This is a genomic window from Arthrobacter sp. YD4 (genome assembly GCF_030410515.1).
Lineage (GTDB): Bacteria > Actinomycetota > Actinomycetes > Actinomycetales > Micrococcaceae > Arthrobacter.
Window position 1 is genome coordinate 586157 of sequence record NZ_JAUHHD010000002.1, and the last position, 20508, is coordinate 606664.

Here is a 20508-nt window from a genome sequence, read left to right on the forward strand (position 1 = left end):
GGCCGACGTCGCGCCCCGCCCCGGCCGCCGTCGTCGTTAGGAACCCGCCGCCGTCGTCAGGAACCCGCAGCGTCCCGCTGGTAGACGTCCGGAATACCGTCCTGGTCCGAATCCCGGCGCTCCTCTTCCTCCGCGATCCGGTACTGCCGGTTCCGGGTGGTGAGCACCGCGCTGGCGAGCAGGGCCGCGATGAAGGAGGCCGCCAGGATGCCAACCTTCGCGTGGTCGTCGTGGGGGCTGCCCTGGCCGAAGCTCAGCTCTGCCACCAGCAGCGAGACGGTGAACCCGATGCCGGCGAGGATGGACACCCCGGTGATATCGATCCAGCGCAGCGAGCCGTCCAGCCGCGCGCGGGTCAGTTTGGTCAGCAGCCACGTGGTCGCCAGAATGCCGATCGGCTTCCCGAGGACCAGCGCCACGATGATGCCCAGAGCCACCGGATCCGACAGCGCCGAGCCCAGGCCCTCCCAGCCGCCGACCGCCACCCCGGCGGAGAAGAACGCGAAGACCGGCACGGCCACGCCGGCCGAGATGGGCCGGAAGCGGTGCTCGAAAATCTCCGAGAGGCCGGGCCCGGCCTCGGGTCCGCCGCTGGCCTGCGAACGGATCACCGGGATGGCAAAGCCCAACAGCACGCCGGCCACCGTGGCATGGATTCCGGAGGCGTGGACCAGGGCCCAGGTGATGACACCCAGGGGCAGCAGGATCAGCCAGGCGGCGGGAGCCTTCAGGCCGAAGAATCGCCGGTACCGGTGGGCCAGGAACGTGTAGAGGCCCAGCGGCACGAGCGCCAGCAGCAGGGGCAGCACATGCAATTCCCCGGAATAGAACACCGCGATGATGGTGATGGCGATCAGGTCGTCCACCACCGCAAGGGTGAGCAGGAAGATCCGCAGGGCACTGGGCAGGTGCGAGCCGATGATCGCCAGGACGGCAACGGCGAACGCGATGTCCGTTGCGGTGGGAATGGCCCAGCCCCGGAGCGTCTCGGCGTTGCCCAGGTTCACCAGCACGTACAGCACCGCCGGTACCAGGACGCCGCCCGCCGCGGCCGCCACCGGGACGATCGATTTGCTCAATTGCCGGAGGTCGCCGGCAATGAATTCGCGCTTGAGTTCGAGCCCCACCAGGAAAAAGAAGATCGCCAGCAGGCCGTCCGCTGCCCAGGCGCCGAGGCTCAGGTTCAGATGCCAGGGTTCGTAGCCGATGGTCAGGTCGCGGAGCGCGAAGTAGCTCCCCGACGCCGGGGAGTTCGCCCAGATCAGGGCGACGACGGCGGCGGCCACCAGCAGCGCGCCGCCGACGGTTTCCTTGCGAAGGATTTCGCCGATGCGCAGTGATTCGGCGTAGCTGCCGCGGCTGAACAGGGCGGGACGGGAGGCGGGCTGCTCTGGACCCGACGTCTTCTGGCCCGGCGTCTTCGGTCCCGGCGGCTGCGGGGAAGGGGTCGTGGGTGTCTGGCTCATCTGGGAAGTCCTCACGGTGGGGTCGGCGAAATCATGCCGACCAGACTTCCCGGCGCACCTGACTCCAGTCTAGGCGATGGGCACGGCTCACCGATGGCCGGTCCTGTCGCCGGCTCAGGCGAGCAGCTGCTGGACCAGTTCCCGCGACTTCCGGTAGGCCGGCGCCTTCGTATCGATGAGGGCGAAGTGGTCGCCGGGGACCTTGACCAGCTGAACCGCGGCTCCGGCGGCCCGGCCGGCGGCGGCATACGTCTCGGACTGGCTGATCGGGACGGTGTCGTCCTCCGTGGTGTGGATCGCAACGACGGGTACGTCCAGGGGCAGCGCGGTCATGGGGTCCGCATACTTATGCCGTTTGGGGTATCTGTCCGAGGAGCCGCCCAGGAAGTTGCTGACGGCCCCGTTGCTGAGGTCCAGCCTGTCCGCCTCGGCCAGGTTCAGCAGACCGGACTGGCTCACGACGCCCGTCAGGTGCACCGCCGCGCCGTCGTCGTTACGCTGCAGTTGCCGGTCCGCGTCCGGAAGTCCCAGCGCGCCCAGCCGGCTCCGCCCAGCGGCCCAGACGGCCAGATGGCCGCCCGCCGAGTGGCCCAGCGCTACCACGCGGTCCAGGCCCAGGCCGTGCTCGCCGGCGGCATCCCGGAGCTTGTCGATGCCGTTCAGGACGTCCGCGAAGGTCTGCGGCCAGCCGCCGCCATTGCCGGCCCGGCGGTACTCGAGGTTCCAGGCGGCCATGCCGTGGCTCGCGAGGTCCTTGGCCAGCGGCTCGCCCAGTTCGGCCCCGTACTGCGAACGCCAGTAGCCGCCGTGAATGACCACCGCCACGCCCCTGGTTTCGGTGCCGCCGGGCAGGAACAACTCGGCCCACTGGCTGGGGTCGTCCCCGTAGTGATACTTCTGCCGCTTCACGGTGTCCTCCGGGGGGCCGGGTGAGCATGCCACGGCGGCGGCCCCCAGAGCCGCCGTAGCCGCGGCACCGAGCAACACCCGACGCCGCAGATCAGCCATGCCCAGAGCCTACCGTGGGCCCTGGTCCGGGCGGCGGAGGCCCGGGCGGACGTCCACGGGGAACCGGAGGGCGGCGGGGCCCGGGCACGCTGTCGGTGCCGCACCGTATGCTGGGGCGCATGGCAAGCAACTGGGACCGTCTGGACCCCGCACTGCGCGAATCGGTGCAGGAAAACGTGGAGCTCTACGAGCGGGTCCGCCCTGCCCTGAAACTCGTGACCCGGGACGTACTGCTGACGCTGCGGACCATGCTGAAGGGCACCGAGGTGACCCCGCTGTTCGTCACCGGGCGGACCAAGACGGTGGAATCCTTCCGCGAGAAGATCTCCCGGGTAGAGGAATCGGTGGAACCCGGGGCGCCGCCGGTGCTGAAGTTCCCGGACCCGTTCCGGACGCTCAATGACATGGTGGGAATCCGGGTGATCACCAAGCTTCCGGCGGAGAACGCCGTCGTGGCCAACCTGATCAAGCGGCAGCGTCAGCTCTTCGATTGCCGCGGTGACCGGGAAAAGGACATCGGCTCGATCGAGTCGGGGACCTACGGGTACTCCAGCCGGCACCTGATCCTGCGCAGCATCCAGAATGAGGCGGTCAAGGAGTACCAGCAGGTTTTCAACCCGGAGGCCCAGCCCAACGGCAGCTATTTCTTCGAATGCCAGATCCGGACGGTCTTCGCCCACGCCTGGAGCGAGATCGAGCACGACATCCGTTTCAAGGCCGAGGACCCGCGCGCCTGGACCCCGCAGTTCGACCGGCAGTTCACCGCGACCGCCGCGATGCTCGAGACGGTGGAAAGCGCGTTCGCCGACCTGCACGAACGCTACGAGGAGGTCCGCGGCTACTGGGACATGGAGGGCGAGGGAGCCGCGCAGCTGACGCCGAACCGGATCCGCGACGTCTGGCGGACCCTGCTGCCGCACGTTGACCGGAAGGTCGACGACGACTGGGGCTGGGCCGCGGAACTGATGGCGGCCCACGGGCTGAACCAGACCGTGGAGCTCGCGGGGCTGCTGAGCGCTGCCCGCATCACCGAGGTCCGCAAGGCCCTGGACCACCGCTACTCGCCCGGGCCGGACCGGCTGCTCGATGACCTGCTGCTCTGGGAGTACGGGCACGCCCACATCGACCTCACGGCCGAGCCCGCCGATACCGTGCCGCACCCCCGCCGGGACAGCCTGCTGCGCCGCCTGAAGCAGATCGAGCGTTACCGGCTCACCAAGGGGTAGGACACAGCGGAGCTAGAGCGCCGTGGGCTCCAGCCTCTCCTCGAGGACGCCGGCCTCGGGTGTTCCGGGCCGCTCGAGCCGCACCCGGTAGGCCGCCTTGCCGGGGACTTCGGTGACCACGTCGGCGAGGTCGGTGCCGCGGTAGACCAGGCCCACGCCGTCGTCGGTGCAGTGCGTCTCCCCCAGCGTGCCGTCGGCCACCAGCCGGTGCACCGTGGGACGGCGCGCGGCCTCGGTGTCGTAGTGGACGCCATTGTCGTACGGCAACAGTGCCAGCCCGTTGTCCACGGCCCGGAGTTCCGGGCCGAACGAGTCGGTGGTGCCTCCCTTGAACCAGCAGATGGAGCCGGCGGAGACCCCGGCGAGGACGACGCCGGCCTCCCAGACGCGGCGGAAGATGCCGTCCAGGCCGTGTGCGCGCCAGACCGCCAGGAGATTGACCACCGAGCCGCCGTTGACCCAAACGACGTCCTGGCCTAGCAGGTACTCCTCGATGTTCCCGACGTTCGGCATGGTGAACAGGTTCAGGTGGCTGAGGTCGAACTTGGCTACCCTGCCGGCCTCGCTGAGTTCGTGGTTGAACCAGCGCTGGTCGCCGCTGGCCGTGCCGACATGGCTGATCCGCGGCGCCCGCCCGGAGACCCCCGACAGTTCGACGGCGTGATGCACCAGTTTGTTGAACTCGAAACGGGTCCGGGTGCCGGGGCGCAGGCCGCCGGACGTGGCGAGGATGGTGGGACTGTCGGCGGTCATGGGTGCGGGTTCCTCCGGCGGTATCAGGGGCGGTGTGCTTCGAGACTAGCCGTCATCGGCGCGCCAGCGGCTACCTTTGGAGGCAGGCGGCAGGCTACCTCCCGCCCCGACAGCCGAAAGAAGGTCTGGATGGACAGCGACGCCGGTGCATGGTTCCTCAGCGGCCCGGAGCGGGGAAACCCCGCCAGCGAGGTCCAGGACGGCCGGAACGGAGGTCCCGCCTGGTCGGAGGGGAACCTGGTCCGGCCCCTGGTGCACGGGGCCACCTACTTCGCCCGCCTGCACGAGGAACTGTCCTCCCTGACCGCCGGCGACCGCGTCTGGTTCACGGACTGGCGCGGCGACGCCAACGAGCGCCTGGTGCCCGACGGCCCCACCATCGGCGACCTGCTGGCATCCCTGGCGCGCTCCGGCGTCGAGGTCCGCGGCCTGGTGTGGCGCTCCCACGGTGAGCGCATCTCCGCCCCGATCAGCGGCCGCTCCAACGAGCGGTTGGGCCGCGAGATTAACGACGCCGGCGGCGAGGTCCTGCTCGACCAGCGCGTGCGGATGTTTGGCTCCCACCACCAGAAACTGGTGGTGATCCGCCGCCGGGATGATCCGGCCCGGGACGTGGCGTTCGTCGGCGGCCTGGACCTGTCGCACAGCCGCAGGGACGATGCCGGCCACGCCGGGGATCCGCAGGCCGTGGAGATGGACCCGCGCTATGGTGACCGCCCGCCGTGGCATGACGCCGCCCTGGAGCTGCGCGGTCCCGTCGTGGCGGACGTGTTGGCCGTCTTCGCCGAACGCTGGAACGACCCCCACCCCCTGGACCGCAAGACCCCCTACCGGATGCTGCTGCAGCGCCTGGCCCGGATGCCGCGGCATCCCGAACCGCTTCCGGAGACGGCGCCGCCGCCCCCGCCGGCGGGTGGCCACGCGGTCCAGTTGCTGCGCACCTACGGGGTGAAGCGGCCGCCCTTCCCGTTCGCGTCCGACGGCGAACGCAGCATCGCCCGTGCCTACGCGAAGGCGTTCGGCCGCGCGAGGTCGCTGATCTACATCGAGGACCAGTATCTGTGGTCCCCCGAGGTGGCGGACGGGATCGCCCAGGCCCTGGAACGCAATCCCGACCTTCGGGTGATCGCCGTCGTGCCGCGCTATCCGGACTCGGACGGCAGCCTGGGCGGGCCGCCCCGCCGGCTTGGCCAGCTGAAGGCCCTGCACCGGCTGCACCGGGCCGCACCGGACCGGGTGTCCGTGTTCGACCTGGAAAACGCCGACGGAACCCCGGTGTACGTCCACGCCAAGGTCTGCATCATCGACGACACCTGGTTCACCTGCGGTTCGGATAACTTCAACCTCCGGTCCTGGACCACGGACAGCGAACTGACCTGCGCCGTTGTGGCCCCGGCCCTGGCCCGGGAGCTCCGGCACGAACTCTGGGCCGAGCACCTGGGCCTGGACCCGGCCGACCCCCGGATGGACGACGCCGATTCCTGGTCCGGCCTCTGGGAGGGGACGGCGGCCGCGCTGCAGAACTGGCACGACGGAGGCCGCCCGGGGCACCGCCCCGCGGGCCAGGTACGCCGCCACTCCGTCGAGACCGTGACCCGGCTGCAGCGGCTCTGGGCCGAACCGCTCTACCGTCTCGTCGTTGACCCGGACGGCAGGCCGCGGCGGCTGCGGGGAACCACTCAGTTCTAGAAGGAGGATCCTGACCACCGGCGGCCGCACGGGCTGACCCACCTGACCTGCGGATCCATGCCAGACGCATCATCGGCGCGCCGCTTGGCAAAAGATCGCAAGCACCCTTACTATTTCCTCTGAAGCGGCCCCCGGGCCGGGACTCACCAAGAACCATCCATATCTTCACCCAAAGAGTCATCAAGGAGTCATCATGTTGCTTTGGATCGCGATCATCCTGGCCGTTCTCTGGCTGCTCGGCCTGCTCGGCAGCATCGGCGGCGGGTTCATCCACCTGCTGCTCGTCGTCGCCGTCATCGTCCTGATCTTCCACTTCGTCCGTGGACGATCCTCGCGCGTCTAAGTACCGCGTAACCCGGCAATGGCGGGGGTGCTGACCTGGTCGGCTCCCCCGCCATTGCCATGTCCGGGCTAGCCTAGATCCGGTGGCCACCCGGGCCGCCGCCGGCCCTCAGGCCGGGGAAGGGAGTCCCGTGAAGAAGATCCTGTCCCGCGAACCCGGCTGGCGTCGGGAGGGGCAGATGCCCGACTACCGGTTCTCCCTGGCCAACGAACGTACCTTCCTGGCCTGGATCCGCACCGCGATGGCCATCCTCGCGGGGGCCATCGCCATCGACCAGCTCACGCCGCAGATCGCACCCCAGCCCGTGCGGGTGGTGCTGTGCCTGGTGCTCTCGGTCATTGGCGCCCTGCTGGCCATCGAGGCCTACCGCCGCTGGGCCCTGCAGGAACAAGCCATGCGGAACAACCGCGAACTCCCACATGCCTGGCTGCTGGTGGCGATGACCGGAGTCATCGCCGCGGCCGCCGTCGTCTTCGCAGTCCTGATTCTGCTGGGCCGATGAGCGCCGCGGCCGACGGCGGAACGGTCCCGGGCCGGGACCCCGGCCTTCAACCGGAGCGGACCTCTCTGGCCTGGCGGCGGACCCTGCTGGCGCTCTTGGTGGCGGACTTCTTCATCTGGCGCTCCTGGCTCACTCACCTTGGGTTGGAACACGGCCAGGAACACTCCCCCGGACAGGGCGGACCCGGCGGCTACGCGCTGGGCCTGGGGATCGCCGCCGCGGCCGCCGCGGCGGCAACGGTGCTGATCGCGGGCTGCGTCATTGTCCGGGCCCGGGTCCTGCGGCGCGGCACCGACGCCCCGTCCGCCGCCCTGCTCCGCACGGCCGCCGGTGCGGTCCTCCTGCTCGCCGCGGCGGTGGCCGCCAGCATCGTCCTCTCCCGCTGACCCACGCAAGGATCGACTCAGGGCGACGCCGCCGCTGTCATTGACCTCCGGCAGGGGCTTTACGCGATGCCGGTGGTGCCGAGCAGCAGGCCCACGGCGTAGGTGAACGCCATGGCCAGCGCACCGCCGATCACCAGGCGCAGGGTGGCCTTCCGCTTGGAGCTGCCGCCGATCCTGGCGCTGATGGTGCCCGTGATGGCCAGTGCAATGACGACGGCGACGAAGGTCAGCGGGATGCGCACCTCCGCGGGGGTCAGGATGATGGTCAGGAACGGCAGGATCGCGCCAACGGTGAAGGCGATGGCCGAGGCCATGGCGGCGTGCCAGGCGCTGACCACCTCGTGCTCGTCGATCTTCAGCTCGGCCTCAAGGTGCGCACCCAGCACGTCATGGTCGGTCAATTCCCGTGCCACCGTCTGGGCCGTAGCCGCCGAGAGTCCCTTCGCCTGGTAGATCGCAGCGAGCTCCGCCAGTTCGCCCTCGGGATCCTCCGCCAATTCGCGGCGCTCCTTCTCGATCAAGGCTCGCTGGCTGTCGCTCTGGCTGCTGACGGAGACATATTCCCCAAGAGCCATAGATACCGCGCCACCAACGACGGCGGCCGTGCCGGCCACCAGGATGGGGGTGACATCGTTCGTTACACCTGCCACGCCCACCACGGTCGCGGCGACGGAAACAATGCCGTCATTCGCGCCGAGGACGCCGGCCCGCAACCAGTTCAGCCTGGCGGCAATGCTCTCGTCGTGCGGTTCGTTGGCGTGCAGCGTGGCGTCAGTCATGGCCTTAGTAAAACACCCGGCGGCATGCCGCGCCACGATGATCCGCGGGCGGGCGGGATGGGACGCACGTCGTCGGACCCGCCGGAGGCCCGCCCGAAACCCGCCGGAAGCCCCCGAACGCCCGCACAGAGGGCCCCTCCGGCTCTGGCGCGGCCCCCGCCCCGTGCCTAGAGTGGCCCCCAAACGCTCAAAAGACGGTCCAACGAAGGGACATCGATGTCATTTCAGGCCTACCTTGACTCCATCGAGGCTAAAACCGGACTCACCCCCAGGGAGTTCCTCAACGCCGCCCACCAGCGGGGCCTGACGGGCACCTCCGTGAAGGCCGGGGAGATCCTCGACTGGCTCAAGGCCGACTACGGACTGGGCCGCGGCCACGGGATGGCCCTGGTGCATGTGTTCAAGCATGGCCCCGGAATCAGCGCCAAGCACGTCGGCACCACGGGCGCGCACAGCGACGCCACCGACACCCTCTGGCTCGACGGCAAGGACTCGAAGCCCGGGACGTAGGCCCTGAACCTAGGCCCGGGGCACGCCGTCGGGGATCAGTGCCCGGCGCCGAGCTTCCCGCCGAGCCGTTCCCGCATCCGGACGCTGGCGTCGTTGAGACCCACGATCTTCACGTCCTTGCCGTGGTGGCGATACTTCTCCGTGATCGCATCCAGCGCCGCCACCGTGGAGGCGTCCCAGAGGTGGGACGCGTGCAGGTCGATCACCACGAACTCCGGGTCCAGCGCATAGTCGAACTGCGTATAGAGCTCGTTCGAGGAGGCGAAGAACAGCTCACCGGTCACCGTGTAGGTGGCGGTGTCATGGCCACCCGCGGTGGAAACCGTGCGTTCCACGGTCACGAAGTGCGCCACGCGGCGGGCGAACAGCACCATGGCGACGAGCACCCCGACGCCGACGCCGACTGCCAGGTTGTGGGTGGCGACGGTGCCGATGACCGTGGCCACCATGACCGCGGTCTCGCTCTTGGGCATCATCTTCAGGGTGCGGGGCCGGATGCTGTGCCAGTCGAAGGTGGCCACCGACACGAAGATCATCACCGCCACCAGTGCCGCCATCGGGATCAGGGACACGATGCCGCCCAGCACCGCCACCAGGATCAGCAGGAAGACGCCGGCCAGGAAGGTGGAGATCCGGGTGCGGGCGCCGGAGGCCTTGACGTTGATCATGGTCTGGCCGATCATCGCGCAACCACCCATGCCGCCGAAGAAGCCGGTCACGATGTTGGCCACGCCCTGGCCCCAGGCCTCGCGGGACTTGGGCGAACGGGTGTCGGTAATGTCGTCGACCAGCTTGGCCGTCATCAGCGACTCCAGCAGCCCCACGAAGGCCATGGCCAGGGCGAACGGGAAGATAATCTGCAGCGTCTCGACAGTGAAGGGGATGGACGGGATCAGCAGGGACGGCAGCGAATCCGGCAGTGCACCCTTGTCCCCCACGGTCGGGACGGCGACGGCGGCCAGCACGGTGATGAGCGTCAGCACCACGATCGCCACCAGCGGGGCGGGGACGGCGGTGGTCAGCTTCGGCAGCCCGAAGACGATCACGAGGCCGAGGGCCGCCAGCGGGTACACCAGCCAGGGGACGCCGAGGAGTTCCGGGACCTGGGACATGAAGATCAGGATGGCCAGGGCGTTGACGAAGCCCACCATGACCGAGCGCGGGATGAACCGCATCAGCTTCGCCACACCGGACAGCCCCAGGATGATCTGGAAAATGCCGGCGAGGATGACCGCCGCGATGAGGTAGTCCACGCCGTGGGACGCGACCAGCGGTGCCATCACCAGGGCCACGGCCCCGGTGGCGGCGGAGATCATGGCGGGACGGCCGCCCACAATCGAAATGGTGACGGCCATGGTGAAGGAGGCGAAGAGGCCGATCCGCGGATCGACGCCGACGATGATAGAGAACGCAATCGCCTCCGGGATCAGCGCGAGGGCAACGACGAGGCCGCCGAGGACCTCGGTCTTCAGCCGCCGCGGGGAGGCCAAGGTGGCCCGGACGGACTGACGTTTTTCGGGCGTTGGGGCGGGTGCGGGCACGGCGGTTGTCACGGCCACTGCTGGCTCCGTTTCTGATGGGGCGCCGGGGCGCCACGGATCCCGGGACCTGCCCGGGTCTGGCGAATGCTTGAATGCGTCGATTACGGGCGCCTCACTGCGCCTGAGAAGAGCGGGACGGCTTGGCCATCACACCGCGTTACCACCAACTCTACCCTAACGTGATGGTAGAGTTGAACGTCGAACGGACGGAGACCTTCATGACGGCCAACAGCACCACCATGCACATCGGCGAACTGGCGGAACGCACGGGCCTGTCCCTGCGCACCATCCGGCACTACGACGACGTCGGCCTGCTGCCCGCGTCCGCCCGCACCGATGGCGGCTTCCGCGTCTATTCGGAGGCCGACGCCGAACGGCTGATGGTGATCAAGCAGATGAAACCGCTCGGATTTTCCCTGGAGGAAATGGCCGAGATCCTGGCCCTGCTCGGCGCGGACACCCCCGCCGCCACCACCCCCCTCGCCGCATTTCTGGAGCGCGCCGAAATCCAGCGCGCCAAGATGGCCCGCAACCTCGCCCAGGCGGACGAGTTCATCGCCATGCTGGGCCGCAGGACCGCCTAGCCCCGCCTGACACACTCCCCGCCCCCCCGGTCACAAAGTGGCCCCGCGGGCGCGCCGAATGGCACCATTCTTGGATGCTTGAGGCAACTAAATCTTCAGACTCCCGCGCCGACGCGGACACCCCGGCCAATCCCGCCCTCGCCGCCGAGGCCCGGATCGCCCGCATCGCCGTTACGGTCTTCCCGCTCCTGGTGGTGGTGGCCGGCGTCGTGGGCTTCCTGGCACCGGGCGCCTTCAAGCCGCTCGCACCGAGCGTCCCGTATCTGCTCGGCATCATCATGTTCTGCATGGGGCTGACCCTCACTCCGCCGGATTTTGCCTCCGTGGCGAAGCGGCCGTGGGCCGTGGTGCTGGGCATCGTGGCGCACTACGTCATCATGCCGGGGGCCGGCTGGCTGATCGCTCAGGCGCTGCACCTCGAGCCGGAACTCGCCGTCGGCGTCATCCTGGTGGGCTGCGCGCCGTCGGGCACCGCCTCGAACGTGATGGCCTTCCTGGCCAAGGGCGACGTCGCCCTTTCGGTTGCCGTCGCCTCCGTCTCGACGCTGATCGCCCCGGTTGTCACTCCCCTGCTGGTGCTGTTCCTGGCCGGTTCCTACCTGCAGATCGACGCCGCCGGAATGGTGCTGGACATCGTCAAGACCGTGCTGCTGCCCGTGGTCGCGGGCCTGCTGGCGCGACTGTTCCTCAAGCGCGCGGTGGCCAAGGTCCTCCCGGCCCTGCCGTGGGCCTCGGCAGTGGTGATCTCCCTGATCGTGGCGATCGTGGTGGCCGGCAGCGCAAGCAAGATCGTCGCCGCCGGCGGCATCGTCTTCCTCGCCGTGGTGCTGCACAACGGCTTCGGCCTCGGCCTTGGCTACCTCGCCGGCAAGCTGGGCCGCCTGGACGACAAGGCCCGCCGCGCCCTGGCGTTCGAGGTGGGCATGCAGAACTCCGGCCTGGCGGCGACGCTGGCCACCGCGCACTTTAGCGCCCTGGCAGCCCTGCCCTCGGCCGTGTTCTCGCTCTGGCACAACGTCTCGGGGGCCATCGTGGCCGCCTGGCTGGCGCGCCGTCCGCTGCGCGACGCCTAGACGAGGCGGAGGGTGGTTACGGAAGATTGACCCTCGTGACGCGATGAGACGGGCGGGTGCGCGGTTCGCGCCGACGCCGCCTAGCCTCAATGGAAGGCAGCGCAAGCGGGAGCCGCGCGGTACCTTGGCGGGCAACTGAAACCCTCGCCCGCTAGCCGGCACCTGTAGTTTCGTGCTTTGCTGCGGACAATCAGTCACCAGAGAGGAGGCCGCCGCCATGGACGAGCAGTACACCACCGAGCGTGACGGATTCGGCAGGCTCCTGGCGGACAGGCAGGTCTGGCGGCAGGCGACGACCATACCGGCCGCAGGCGAACTCACCGCACGCTGGCTGGAAGGGGCCAGCCAGTACCAGCCCGGAACTTTCAGCCCGGGCATCGACGCCGAGACGGAGGCGATCGCCCCGAAGCTCGCGGCCCTGAACCGGAGCGGCCTTTTCACGAAGGAATCGCAGCCCGGACTCCGGGAGCGCGGCCTGGCCCAGCGGGCCTACGTCACGGGATTCTGCCTGCCCGAGTCGGCCGGTGCGCTCCTGGACCTCTCCGCCCGCACCGAGCTGGTCACCGTGGGGCACGCGCCGGGCGAAACCAGCCGGGCATCGATTCCCGTCACCCTGCTGGACGCGGAGATTGTGACCGTGCTGGGCTCGAGCGAGGGCCCTGTCGAGGCGGAACAGCTCACCGACTGGTCGAGAGAGACCAACGAATCTCTGGCCCTGGTGCTGGCAGAGTCCTGGTACGTGGAGATCTTCGACCCCGTGTGGGGCCGGAACGATCTGCTCTTCGACGCCGTCCTGGGGGCGTTGGCGGCCGGCTAAAGGTGACGGCGCGGCAGTGGCTCAGCCGATCCGCGCCGCCTCGTCCAGGGTCCGTGCCTCGAAGTGCTCCAGCATGGGGCGGATTGCGGCCAGCCCGTGGGTGAAGGTTTCCGAGGCGCGCCACTGCTCGATCTGCTCCAGGGATTCCCAGGCGCCGGTGCTGATGAAGCGCTGGCGGACGTCCTCGTCGTGCATCAGCACGGCCTGGGCGCCGGGATAGTCCTCCTGCGTCTTCCTGGCCAGGTCCCGCCAGGCCTGGACGAAGTCGTTCTCGCGGCCGGGATGCACCAGCCAGATCCCCAGGCTGTAGACAGACATGGTCCGACTCCGTTCTCGATGTGGGGCTGATTCCCCCAGCATCGGACTGGACCGGAGGCGCCGGTAGGGCCGGACTGCCCGCCGGCCGCTACCCGATCAGGGCCAGGACTGCACCGGCGCTGACGGTGCCGCCGGCGTCCGCACGGACGTCGGTGAGGGTCCCGTCCCGGTGCGCGGAGACCTGGGTTTCCATCTTCATCGCCTCGAGGACCACCACGGCATCGCCGGCGGCGACCTCGGTCCCGGGCTCCACCAGCCACTTCACCACGGTGCCGGCCATGTCGGCGCGGAGTTCGGCCGGGTCGGCATCCCCACGGCCGGCGGAGTCGGCGACGTCGTCGCGGGCACTCACGCCGGGCGCAGCGGCGACGCCGTTCCCGCTGCGCATCCACCCGTCCAGCAGCTCCCCGGGGAGCCCGACGGCGAGGCGCTTGCCGTCCACCTCAACGGTGATGGTGCGGCGCGCGCCCTCGGGTGCGGCCGGGCTGTAGTTGGGGTCGGCCGGGATCCGGTCCGCGAAGTCCGTCTCTATCCAGCGGGTATGGACCTTCAGGGCGTCGGGGGCGGTGAAATCCTCGGCGTCGAGGACGGCTCGGTGGAAGGGCAGCACGGTGGCGACGCCGGTGATCTCCAGTTCGGCGAGGGCACGGCGGGCACGGCGGATGGCCTGCTGCCGGTCCGCGCCGGTGACGATCAGCTTGGCCAGGAGCGAGTCGAACTGCGGTGCCACGATCGAGCCGGCGCGCACCCCGGAATCGAGCCGGATGCCCTGGCCGGTAGGGCCGTTGAAACCGGTGACGGTACCGGGAGAGGGCAGGAACCCACGGCCCACATCCTCGGCGTTGAGCCGGAATTCGAAGGCGTGGCCGCGGGGTGCCGGGTCGCCGTCGAGGCCCAGCGGCTCTCCGGCGGCGATCCGGAACTGCTCCTGCACCAAGTCCACGCCGGTGGTTTCCTCGGTGACCGGGTGCTCCACCTGCAGGCGGGTGTTGACCTCAAGGAAGGCCACGGTCCCGTCGGCCGCGACGAGGAACTCCACGGTCCCGGCCCCGGTGTAGCGGGCCTCCCGGCAGACGGCCTTGGCGGCGTCGTAGATCTGCCGGGTCTGTTCATCGGTCAAGAACGGTGCCGGGGCCTCCTCGACCAGCTTCTGGTGGCGTCGCTGCAGTGAGCAGTCGCGCGTGCCGACGACGGCCACGTTTCCGTGCGTGTCGGCGAGGATCTGGGCCTCGACGTGGCGGGGCCGGTCCAGGTACCGCTCTACGAAGCACTCGCCGCGACCGAAGGCGGCGACGGCCTCGCGGACGGCGGAATCGAAGGCCTCCTCGACCTCGTCGAGGGAGCGGACCACCTTCAGGCCGCGGCCGCCGCCGCCAAAGGCCGCCTTGATGGCCATGGGCAGGCCGTGCTCCTCGGCGAAGGCGCGGGCCTCCGCCGCTGAGCCGACCGGGCCGTCGCTGCCTGCCACCAACGGGGCTCCGGCCCGGACCGCCGTCTCGCGGGCGGTGATCTTGTTGCCCAGCAGCAGGATGGCCTCCGGCGACGGCCCGATCCAGGTCAGCCCGGCGTCCAGGACGGCCCGGGCGAAGTCTGCATTTTCGGAGAGGAAGCCGTAGCCGGGGTGCACGGCGTCGGCGCCGGACGAGGCGGCCGCGGCGAGCAGCTTGGGGATGCTGAGGTAGGTCTCAGCCGGCGAGTTGCCGCCGAGCGCGTAGGCCTCATCGGCTGCGGAGACGTGGAGGGCGTCGGCGTCGACGTCGGCGTACACGGCCACGGAGGCGAGCCCCGCGTCGTCGCAGGCCCGGGCTATCCGGACGGCAATCTCTCCTCGGTTGGCGATCAGGACCTTGCGCATCAGGAACTCACTTCTGTGTCGGAGACTGTTGGGTTGTCGCTGGCGCTGTCCCTGTCGGCCCAGCGGAAGCGGATGATTCCGCCGATCGGGACCTGCCCGGCCCGGTCAAGGTGCTCGTCGACGACGACGGCGATCACCGGATACCCGCCGGTGACGGGGTGGTCGGCCAGGAAGAGTACGGGCAGGCCCTCGGGCGGGACCTGAAGCGCACCGGAGACGGTCCCCTCGCTGGCCAGTTCCCCGTCCCGGGTGCGGCGCAGCGGCGTACCGTCCAGCCGCATGCCCACGCGGTTGGACTGCGGCTTCACGGTCCACTCCTGGGCGGTGAGGGCGTCCAGGGCGGCCTGGTCGAACCAATCCGAGCGGGGTCCGGGGACGACGTCGAGCACGGTCACGCCCTCATCGGGGAAGTCGGGCTGGATCTCGGGGTGGCCCACCACGCCCGACTCTGCGCTGCCGCCGGCGGCCAGGGCCTGCCCGGCGGCCAGGGGGGCGGGCCCGAGGCCGGCGAGCGTGTCGGTGGAGCGGCTGCCCAGCACCGGCGGGACGTCGACGCCGCCGCGCAGGGCCAGGTAGCTGCGGAACCCGCTGGCGGGGGCGCCGAGGGTCAGGGTCTCGCCGTCGAGCAGCGCGAACGGGGTGGCCATGGGCACGGTCCGGTCGGGCGCCGCGCCGTCGTCACCGGCCGTGATGGTCAGCCCGGCTGGGGCACCGGTGACGGCGAGGACCTGGTCGCCCACGGCGCGGACCTGCAATCCCCCGGCCACCGTCTCGATCACGGCGGCGGACGCCGCGTTCCCCACCAGGCGGTTGGCCCGGCGGAGCGAGGCTCGGTCCAGGGCCCCGGCCGCGGATACGCCCAGGCCGGCGTGGCCGGTGCGGCCCAGATCCTGGATCAGGCTCTGCAGCCCGGGCGAAATGATGCGAAGTCCGGAGGAGGCTTCCTGCGCCGGTGCGTCTGCGGCCGGCGCGGATTCGGGGGTGATGTCCAGGCTTTCCCGGACCGCGCGGAACTGGATCCGCTGGCCGGGGGCTGCGAGGGCGGGCTGGTCCCGGCTGAGGTCCCACATCCGGGCGGTGGTGTGTCCGATCAGCTGCCAGCCGCCCGGTGAACGGCGCGGGTAGACGGCGGAGTAGGTGCCGGCCAGGGCGACGGCCCCGGCGGGGACGGCGGTGCGGGGCGAGCTGCGGCGCGGCACCTCCAAGACGCTGTCTTCGCCCAGCAGGTAACCGAAGCCCGGGGCGAACCCGGCGAAGGCCACGGTCCAAAGCTGGCCGGTGTGGGCGGCGACGACGCCGTCGGGGCCCAGCCCGGTCAGCCGGGCCACCTCGGCGAGGTCTTCGCCGTCGTACACGGTGTCGATGACCACCAGGCCGCCGTCGCGCTGGACCGGGGCGGTGAGGTCGAGTTCCGGGAGGGTGGCGGCGATGCGGCGCGCGGAGGCCGGGGAGTCGGCGGTGACCAGGACCGTCCGCGCGGCGGCCAGCACGTCCACCTGGCCGGGCAGCGGGTGTTCCTGGAGCAGCGCCTGGAGGGCCAGCACGTCTTCGGTGCCGGCGAGTTCGGCGAGGACCGCGCGCGTCCCGGCCGGGCGGACGCCGGCCACCCGGCCCGTTCCGGCCTGCAGTGCCTCCCCCGTTGTCTGGGTCATCACGGGCCTAGACAAACGGGGCGGTGCCGATGCCGGCGTCGTTGAGGGCGGCACGGACGGCAGCCGACATGGCCACGGCGCCGGGTGAATCGCCGTGGACGCAGATGCTTTCGGCGCGGATCTTCAGGATTGAGCCGTCGATCGCGCGGACGGCGGAGTCCGTGGCCATCCGGAGGACGTGTTCGGTGACCTCGGCGGGGTCGTGCAGGACGGCGTCCCGGCGGGTGCGCGACACCAGGGTTCCGTCGGGGTTGTAGGCGCGGTCGGCGAAGGCCTCGGTGACGGCCCGGAGACCGGCGGCCTCGGCCAGGCGCAGGACCTCGGAGCCGGGCAGCCCCAGGATGGGCAGGCCCGGGTCTACCGACTTCACGGCGTCGACGACGGCCTTCGCCTGGGCGGTGTGCGAGACGATCGCGTTGTAGAGGCCGCCGTGGGGCTTGACATAGGTGACCTTGCCGCCTTCCGCGGCGGCGAGGGCCTGCAGCGCGCCGATCTGGTAGACGACGTCGTCCGCGAGTTCGCCCGGGTCGATGTCCACGAAGCGGCGGCCGAAGCCGGCAAGGTCGCGGTAGCCGACGTGCGCGCCGATGGTGACCCCGGCGACGACGGCGTCCCGGCAGGTCTGGCGGATCACGCTGGGGTCGCCGGCGTGGAAGCCGCAGGCGACGTTGGCGCTGGAGACGGAGCGGAACATGGCGGCGTCGTCGCCGAGGCTCCAGCGCCCGTAAGATTCGCCGACGTCGCTGTTCAGGTCAATGGTGTTCAGCCCGGTGGTGGCCATGTGTGATCCTCGTCTCAAGGTTGCTTCCTACCTAGGATGCACCATGAATGAGGATTGTTCAACAATTTTCTATGCGGGTTAGCGCTTTCCCTTTTTGCGGGAGCCCTTGCCCCGGCCCTTGTCCGGGTTCGGGGCGTAGCGCTGGGCAACCTTGGGCTGCTTCACGGCCGGTCCGCGGCGGTCCGGCTTGGGCGCCCGCTTGGGCTTCTCCTGCTGGGCAGAGGGCTGCCGGGAACTGGCGGCGGTGCGTCCTCGGACAATCCCGATGAACTCCTCGATCACCTCGTCCGTGGACTCGCTGGGCCAAGCCAGGGCGATCTGCGTGACGGGAGCTCCGGTGAGACGCCGGGCGACGGTGTCCTTGACGCTGAAGTGCCGCGCCACGGACATCGGCAGGATCACCAGCCCGGCGCCGGAGGCTACCACCTGCAGGGCGGGTTCGGCACCGCCGAGGTCGGCCACGTCCAGGAACGTCTCGGCGGACAGGTCCTCCAGTGCCACCTCCTCGAAGAGGGAGATTTCGTGGCCCTTGGGCGCCACCACCACGGGCTGTTCCTCGTAGAGCGGGATGACACTAAGGCCCTCTCGGTCCACCGGCAGGCGGACGAAGCTCAGGTCCGCGGAGCCGTCGCGCAGGACGGCGAGCTGGGCGGCGTCGTCGGTCATAAAGGAGCCCAGCGGCACGTCCGGCATCCGCTCCTCCCAGCGGCGGATCCATTTGCCGGGCGTCACCCCGGCCACGTAGGCGAAGCGCAGCTCCCGGGGCTGGGGCGCGGACTCGTCATGGGGCTGGGTGGTTTCTTCTGCTGCGGGCACAGCTTCACAGTACCGCCCGGGCCTCCGGCGCGCGGGGGCGGCACCGGGGTCTATCCCGGCGTCGCTCCCGGGAGTGGGTGCATTGGTGCCCCGCGGGCACGCCGACCGATACCCTTTAACCATGACCTCTGCAAACTCCCAGTCCATGAAGCCGGCCACCGTTGCCAAGAAACTTGGCATCTACCTGCCCGCCACGCCCCAGGAGTTCCAGGATTCGGTCATTACCCGTGAGGAATTCGCCGAGCTCCAGGCCAATCCGCCGGAGTGGCTGGCCGAACTGCGCCGCAACGGCCCGCACCCGCGTCCCGTGGTCGCGCAGAAGCTCAACGTCTCGATCAGCGGCCTGGCCCGCGGCGGCGTCGAGGAAGCGCTGACGACGGCGGAAATCACCGCGCTGCTGCAGGCTCCCCCGGCCTGGCTGGTGTCCGAGCGTGCCACCCACGCCGCCGTCCGCGCCGAGGCCCAGCGGGTCAAGGACGAGGCGGCGAAGAAGGCCGCCAAGAAGGCCCGCACCGAGTAGGACCTCCGCCGGAGGAGACAGCCCGTCTCAGTCCTGGTGCAGCTGGACGTAGTTCCCGCAGCCGTCATCGAGGATGGCCGTGGTGCCGCCGGGACCGTCGGAGGGCTCGGTCAGGAACATGACGCCCTTGGCCGTGAGCCGCTCGTACTCCGCCCGCACATCCGGCACCCCGAACACGATCGCGGGCAGCCCGGCGTCGTGCACGGCGTTCATGTAGGAGGCGCCGATCGGGTTGTCGCTGGGTTCCAGCAGAAGCCCCACCGTGGCCGCACCCTGGGGGTCCTTGATGATGTAGAGATTGTGCTCCGGCATGGCCATCATGGTCTCGAAGCCGAGAATGCCGGTGTAGAACTCGTGGGCCGCGGCCGGGTCCTTGACATGGATACTGCACATTTTCAGTCGCATGGGCCCTAGGCTACGCGGCGGCCGCCGCCCTGGGAACGGGTGCAAGCGGCCCCGCCCGGGACTTTGCGCCATTGACGGCCCGGCCCGGATGACCTGCAATGGAAGGAGCGGAACGCACCCGCCCGGGGGTTCCGCGGGAGGTGCGCGATGCCGTTTCCTGCAATCTTTGCCGTGACGGGGCTGTGGCAGTTGCTGGCCCTGACGCTGGTGGTGGCCGTGGGCGCCGCCGGGTCCGCCGCTCTGGCCCGCAAGCACCACGCCGACCCCGCGCCCCTCCCCGACTCCGTCTTCTGGGACGTCTTCGCCGGTGTGGCCGTGGTGGCGCCCGCGGTCCTGCTGGGCGCCCTCGCCTCGCCCGCGGCGGGTCTGATGCTCGCCGCCGTCGCCATAGCTTCGGCGGTGGCCAGCTTCCGCTGGACCCCGGCGTTCCTGTGCCGGCAGCGGATGAGGCAGGACGGCAGGCGGGCGACGGCTGAGTACGCGGCAGCCGCGGCCCGGCACGGAGAGGTGCTGGCCCGCTGGCAGCGCTACGAGCTGGATCCGGCCCTCTGCATCGACTACCCGCAGCTCAGCGACGCCCGGCACCCGGAGACCTCTGCCCTGTTCAAGGCCATGCGGCGGGCAGAACTGCTGCGGCCCGTTGCGGGTCGCGGCGGGAGCGCAGGTCCCGGCGGGCCTACCCGGGCGGACGGACCCAGTTACAGCGACGCCGTGGCGCGGCTGGAAACCGCCCTGGCCGAGGCCGAGCGTTCCGCCGGTGCACTCGGCCAGCCACGGCTTTCACCAGGGAGTGCGCAATGACAGACATCACCATCATCGGCAGCGGCAATATGGCCCGGGCCATCGGGCTGAGAGCGGCAGCGGCCGGGGAATCCATCCAGATCCTGGACCGCAGCCCGGACAACGCGGCCCGGCTGGCGGCGGAGCTCGGCGGGGACACCACGTCCGGCAGCCTGGGCGACGTCACCGAGGGCGACATCGTTGTCCTGGCGCTGTACTTCGAGCCGGCCAAGGAGGTGGCGGCGCACTACGGGGACACCCTCAGCGGCAAGACCGTGGTGGAGATCAGCAACCCGGTGAACATGGAGACCGGGGACTCGCTTCTGGTGGAGCCCGGCACCTCGGCGGCGGAGGAGGTGGCCCGGCTGCTGCCCGGCGCCCGGGTGGTGAAGGCCTTCAACACAACCTTTGCCGGGCCCCTGGCGGAGGGGTCGGTAGGCGGCCGGCAACTGGACGTGTTCATCGCCTCCGACTCGGAGCAGGCCCGCAACGAGGTGGCATCCTTTGCCGCCAAGGCAGGCCTCCGGCCACTGCAGGTCGGCGCTCTCCGGCACGCCCGCGAGCTGGAGGGGATCCAACTGCTGATGATCGGGCTGCAGATGAATCCGGCCTACGAATCCTTCAACTGGCAGACGGCGCTAAACGTCATCGACTAAGAGGCAAGAGACGCAAACGACGGCGGGCGGCCCGATCATCAGACCGGA

At 70.2% G+C, this 20508-nt stretch carries 23 protein-coding genes; 12 read left to right on the top strand and 11 right to left on the bottom strand.

Features of this window, described 5'->3' with window-relative positions; all coding sequences use genetic code 11:
• Window positions 1-56: 56 nt before the first annotated feature.
• Together nhaA and QWJ39_RS07230 are read right to left on the bottom strand one after the other, a co-directional pair.
• The gene (gene nhaA / locus QWJ39_RS07225; RefSeq protein WP_290257056.1) at window positions 57-1466 is read right to left on the bottom strand and encodes a Na+/H+ antiporter NhaA; all 1410 of its coding nucleotides are present in this window, start codon (window positions 1464-1466) and stop codon (window positions 57-59) included.
• A gap of 114 nt (window positions 1467-1580) precedes the next feature.
• Window positions 1581-2375, bottom strand: coding sequence for an alpha/beta hydrolase (locus QWJ39_RS07230; protein WP_290257303.1), 795 nt, complete (start codon window positions 2373-2375; stop codon window positions 1581-1583).
• Between the two features lie 218 nt (window positions 2376-2593).
• Between QWJ39_RS07230 and QWJ39_RS07235 the strand changes: the two genes are divergently transcribed.
• The gene (locus QWJ39_RS07235) at window positions 2594-3700 is read left to right on the top strand and encodes a (p)ppGpp synthetase (protein ID WP_290257057.1); all 1107 of its coding nucleotides are present in this window, start codon (window positions 2594-2596) and stop codon (window positions 3698-3700) included.
• A gap of 12 nt (window positions 3701-3712) precedes the next feature.
• On the opposite strand, the gene QWJ39_RS07240 is transcribed toward QWJ39_RS07235, so the two are convergent.
• Window positions 3713-4453, bottom strand: a complete 741-nt coding sequence (locus tag QWJ39_RS07240; RefSeq protein ID WP_290257058.1) for a peptidase E — start codon at window positions 4451-4453, stop codon at window positions 3713-3715.
• A gap of 129 nt (window positions 4454-4582) precedes the next feature.
• Here QWJ39_RS07240 and QWJ39_RS07245 point away from each other — a divergent pair, with 129 nt between their 5' ends.
• From QWJ39_RS07245 to QWJ39_RS07260, 4 genes are all read left to right on the top strand, one after another.
• Window positions 4583-6142, top strand: a complete 1560-nt coding sequence (locus QWJ39_RS07245; protein WP_290257059.1) for a phospholipase D-like domain-containing protein — start codon at window positions 4583-4585, stop codon at window positions 6140-6142.
• A 193-nt stretch (window positions 6143-6335) separates the two neighbouring features.
• Entirely contained in the window at window positions 6336-6485 is a 150-nt protein-coding gene (locus tag QWJ39_RS07250; RefSeq protein WP_290257060.1) for a lmo0937 family membrane protein, read from the top strand.
• Window positions 6486-6615: 130 nt separating this feature from the next.
• Entirely contained in the window at window positions 6616-6987 is a 372-nt protein-coding gene (locus QWJ39_RS07255; protein ID WP_290257061.1) for a DUF202 domain-containing protein, read from the top strand.
• Window positions 6984-7373 carry a DUF202 domain-containing protein gene (locus QWJ39_RS07260; RefSeq protein WP_290257062.1) on the top strand — a complete coding sequence of 130 codons (390 nt, stop codon included), beginning with the start codon at window positions 6984-6986 and terminating at the stop codon, window positions 7371-7373. Before QWJ39_RS07255 ends, QWJ39_RS07260 begins: the two co-directional genes overlap by 4 nt.
• A 59-nt stretch (window positions 7374-7432) precedes the next feature.
• Here QWJ39_RS07260 and QWJ39_RS07265 read toward each other — a convergent pair whose 3' ends face one another.
• Window positions 7433-8152 carry a VIT family protein gene (locus tag QWJ39_RS07265; RefSeq protein WP_290257063.1) on the bottom strand — a complete coding sequence of 240 codons (720 nt, stop codon included), beginning with the start codon at window positions 8150-8152 and terminating at the stop codon, window positions 7433-7435.
• Between the two features lie 216 nt (window positions 8153-8368).
• Here QWJ39_RS07265 and QWJ39_RS07270 point away from each other — a divergent pair, with 216 nt between their 5' ends.
• On the top strand, window positions 8369-8662 hold the full coding sequence (locus QWJ39_RS07270; RefSeq protein ID WP_290257064.1) for a DUF4287 domain-containing protein: 294 nt from the start codon (window positions 8369-8371) through the stop codon (window positions 8660-8662).
• Between the two features lie 35 nt (window positions 8663-8697).
• On the opposite strand, the gene QWJ39_RS07275 is transcribed toward QWJ39_RS07270, so the two are convergent.
• Window positions 8698-10221, bottom strand: coding sequence for a SulP family inorganic anion transporter (locus QWJ39_RS07275; protein ID WP_290257065.1), 1524 nt, complete (start codon window positions 10219-10221; stop codon window positions 8698-8700).
• Between the two features lie 164 nt (window positions 10222-10385).
• Here QWJ39_RS07275 and QWJ39_RS07280 point away from each other — a divergent pair, with 164 nt between their 5' ends.
• From QWJ39_RS07280 to QWJ39_RS07290, 3 genes are all read left to right on the top strand, one after another.
• Window positions 10386-10787 (top strand): MerR family transcriptional regulator, encoded by a 402-nt coding sequence (locus QWJ39_RS07280; RefSeq protein WP_290257066.1) that lies wholly within the window; start codon window positions 10386-10388, stop codon window positions 10785-10787.
• Between the two features lie 74 nt (window positions 10788-10861).
• On the top strand, window positions 10862-11860 hold the full coding sequence (locus QWJ39_RS07285; RefSeq protein ID WP_290257067.1) for a bile acid:sodium symporter family protein: 999 nt from the start codon (window positions 10862-10864) through the stop codon (window positions 11858-11860).
• 217 nt (window positions 11861-12077) lie between these two features.
• Window positions 12078-12677, top strand: a complete 600-nt coding sequence (locus tag QWJ39_RS07290; protein ID WP_290257068.1) for a hypothetical protein — start codon at window positions 12078-12080, stop codon at window positions 12675-12677.
• 21 nt (window positions 12678-12698) lie between these two features.
• On the opposite strand, the gene QWJ39_RS07295 is transcribed toward QWJ39_RS07290, so the two are convergent.
• The 5 genes from QWJ39_RS07295 to QWJ39_RS07315 form a co-directional block, all read right to left on the bottom strand.
• Window positions 12699-12995: an antibiotic biosynthesis monooxygenase gene (locus QWJ39_RS07295; protein ID WP_290257070.1), complete on the bottom strand. Its 297-nt coding sequence runs from the start codon at window positions 12993-12995 to the stop codon at window positions 12699-12701.
• 88 nt (window positions 12996-13083) lie between these two features.
• Complete coding sequence (locus tag QWJ39_RS07300; protein ID WP_290257071.1) at window positions 13084-14850, bottom strand: biotin carboxylase N-terminal domain-containing protein; 1767 nt, start codon at window positions 14848-14850, stop codon at window positions 13084-13086.
• Complete coding sequence (locus QWJ39_RS07305) at window positions 14850-16502, bottom strand: 5-oxoprolinase/urea amidolyase family protein (RefSeq protein ID WP_290257072.1); 1653 nt, start codon at window positions 16500-16502, stop codon at window positions 14850-14852. Before QWJ39_RS07305 ends, QWJ39_RS07300 begins: the two co-directional genes overlap by 1 nt.
• 7 nt (window positions 16503-16509) lie before the next feature.
• A complete protein-coding gene (locus QWJ39_RS07310) occupies window positions 16510-17268 on the bottom strand; it encodes a 5-oxoprolinase subunit PxpA (protein ID WP_290257305.1) in 759 nt (252 codons plus the stop codon).
• A 93-nt stretch (window positions 17269-17361) separates the two neighbouring features.
• Window positions 17362-18099, bottom strand: coding sequence for a LysR substrate-binding domain-containing protein (locus QWJ39_RS07315; RefSeq protein ID WP_290257074.1), 738 nt, complete (start codon window positions 18097-18099; stop codon window positions 17362-17364).
• Between the two features lie 121 nt (window positions 18100-18220).
• Between QWJ39_RS07315 and QWJ39_RS07320 the strand changes: the two genes are divergently transcribed.
• Window positions 18221-18619: a DUF5997 family protein gene (locus QWJ39_RS07320; RefSeq protein ID WP_290257076.1), complete on the top strand. Its 399-nt coding sequence runs from the start codon at window positions 18221-18223 to the stop codon at window positions 18617-18619.
• 27 nt (window positions 18620-18646) lie between these two features.
• Here the strand turns inward: QWJ39_RS07320 and QWJ39_RS07325 are convergent, their stop codons facing one another.
• Entirely contained in the window at window positions 18647-19024 is a 378-nt protein-coding gene (locus QWJ39_RS07325; protein WP_290257077.1) for a VOC family protein, read from the bottom strand.
• 147 nt (window positions 19025-19171) lie between these two features.
• Here QWJ39_RS07325 and QWJ39_RS07330 point away from each other — a divergent pair, with 147 nt between their 5' ends.
• Both QWJ39_RS07330 and QWJ39_RS07335 read left to right on the top strand, forming a co-directional pair.
• A complete protein-coding gene (locus tag QWJ39_RS07330; RefSeq protein ID WP_290257078.1) occupies window positions 19172-19825 on the top strand; it encodes a hypothetical protein in 654 nt (217 codons plus the stop codon).
• The gene (locus tag QWJ39_RS07335) at window positions 19822-20460 is read left to right on the top strand and encodes an NADPH-dependent F420 reductase (RefSeq protein WP_290257079.1); all 639 of its coding nucleotides are present in this window, start codon (window positions 19822-19824) and stop codon (window positions 20458-20460) included. The genes QWJ39_RS07330 and QWJ39_RS07335 overlap by 4 nt, the downstream gene beginning before the upstream one ends.
• The last annotated feature ends 48 nt before the right edge of the window (window positions 20461-20508 follow it).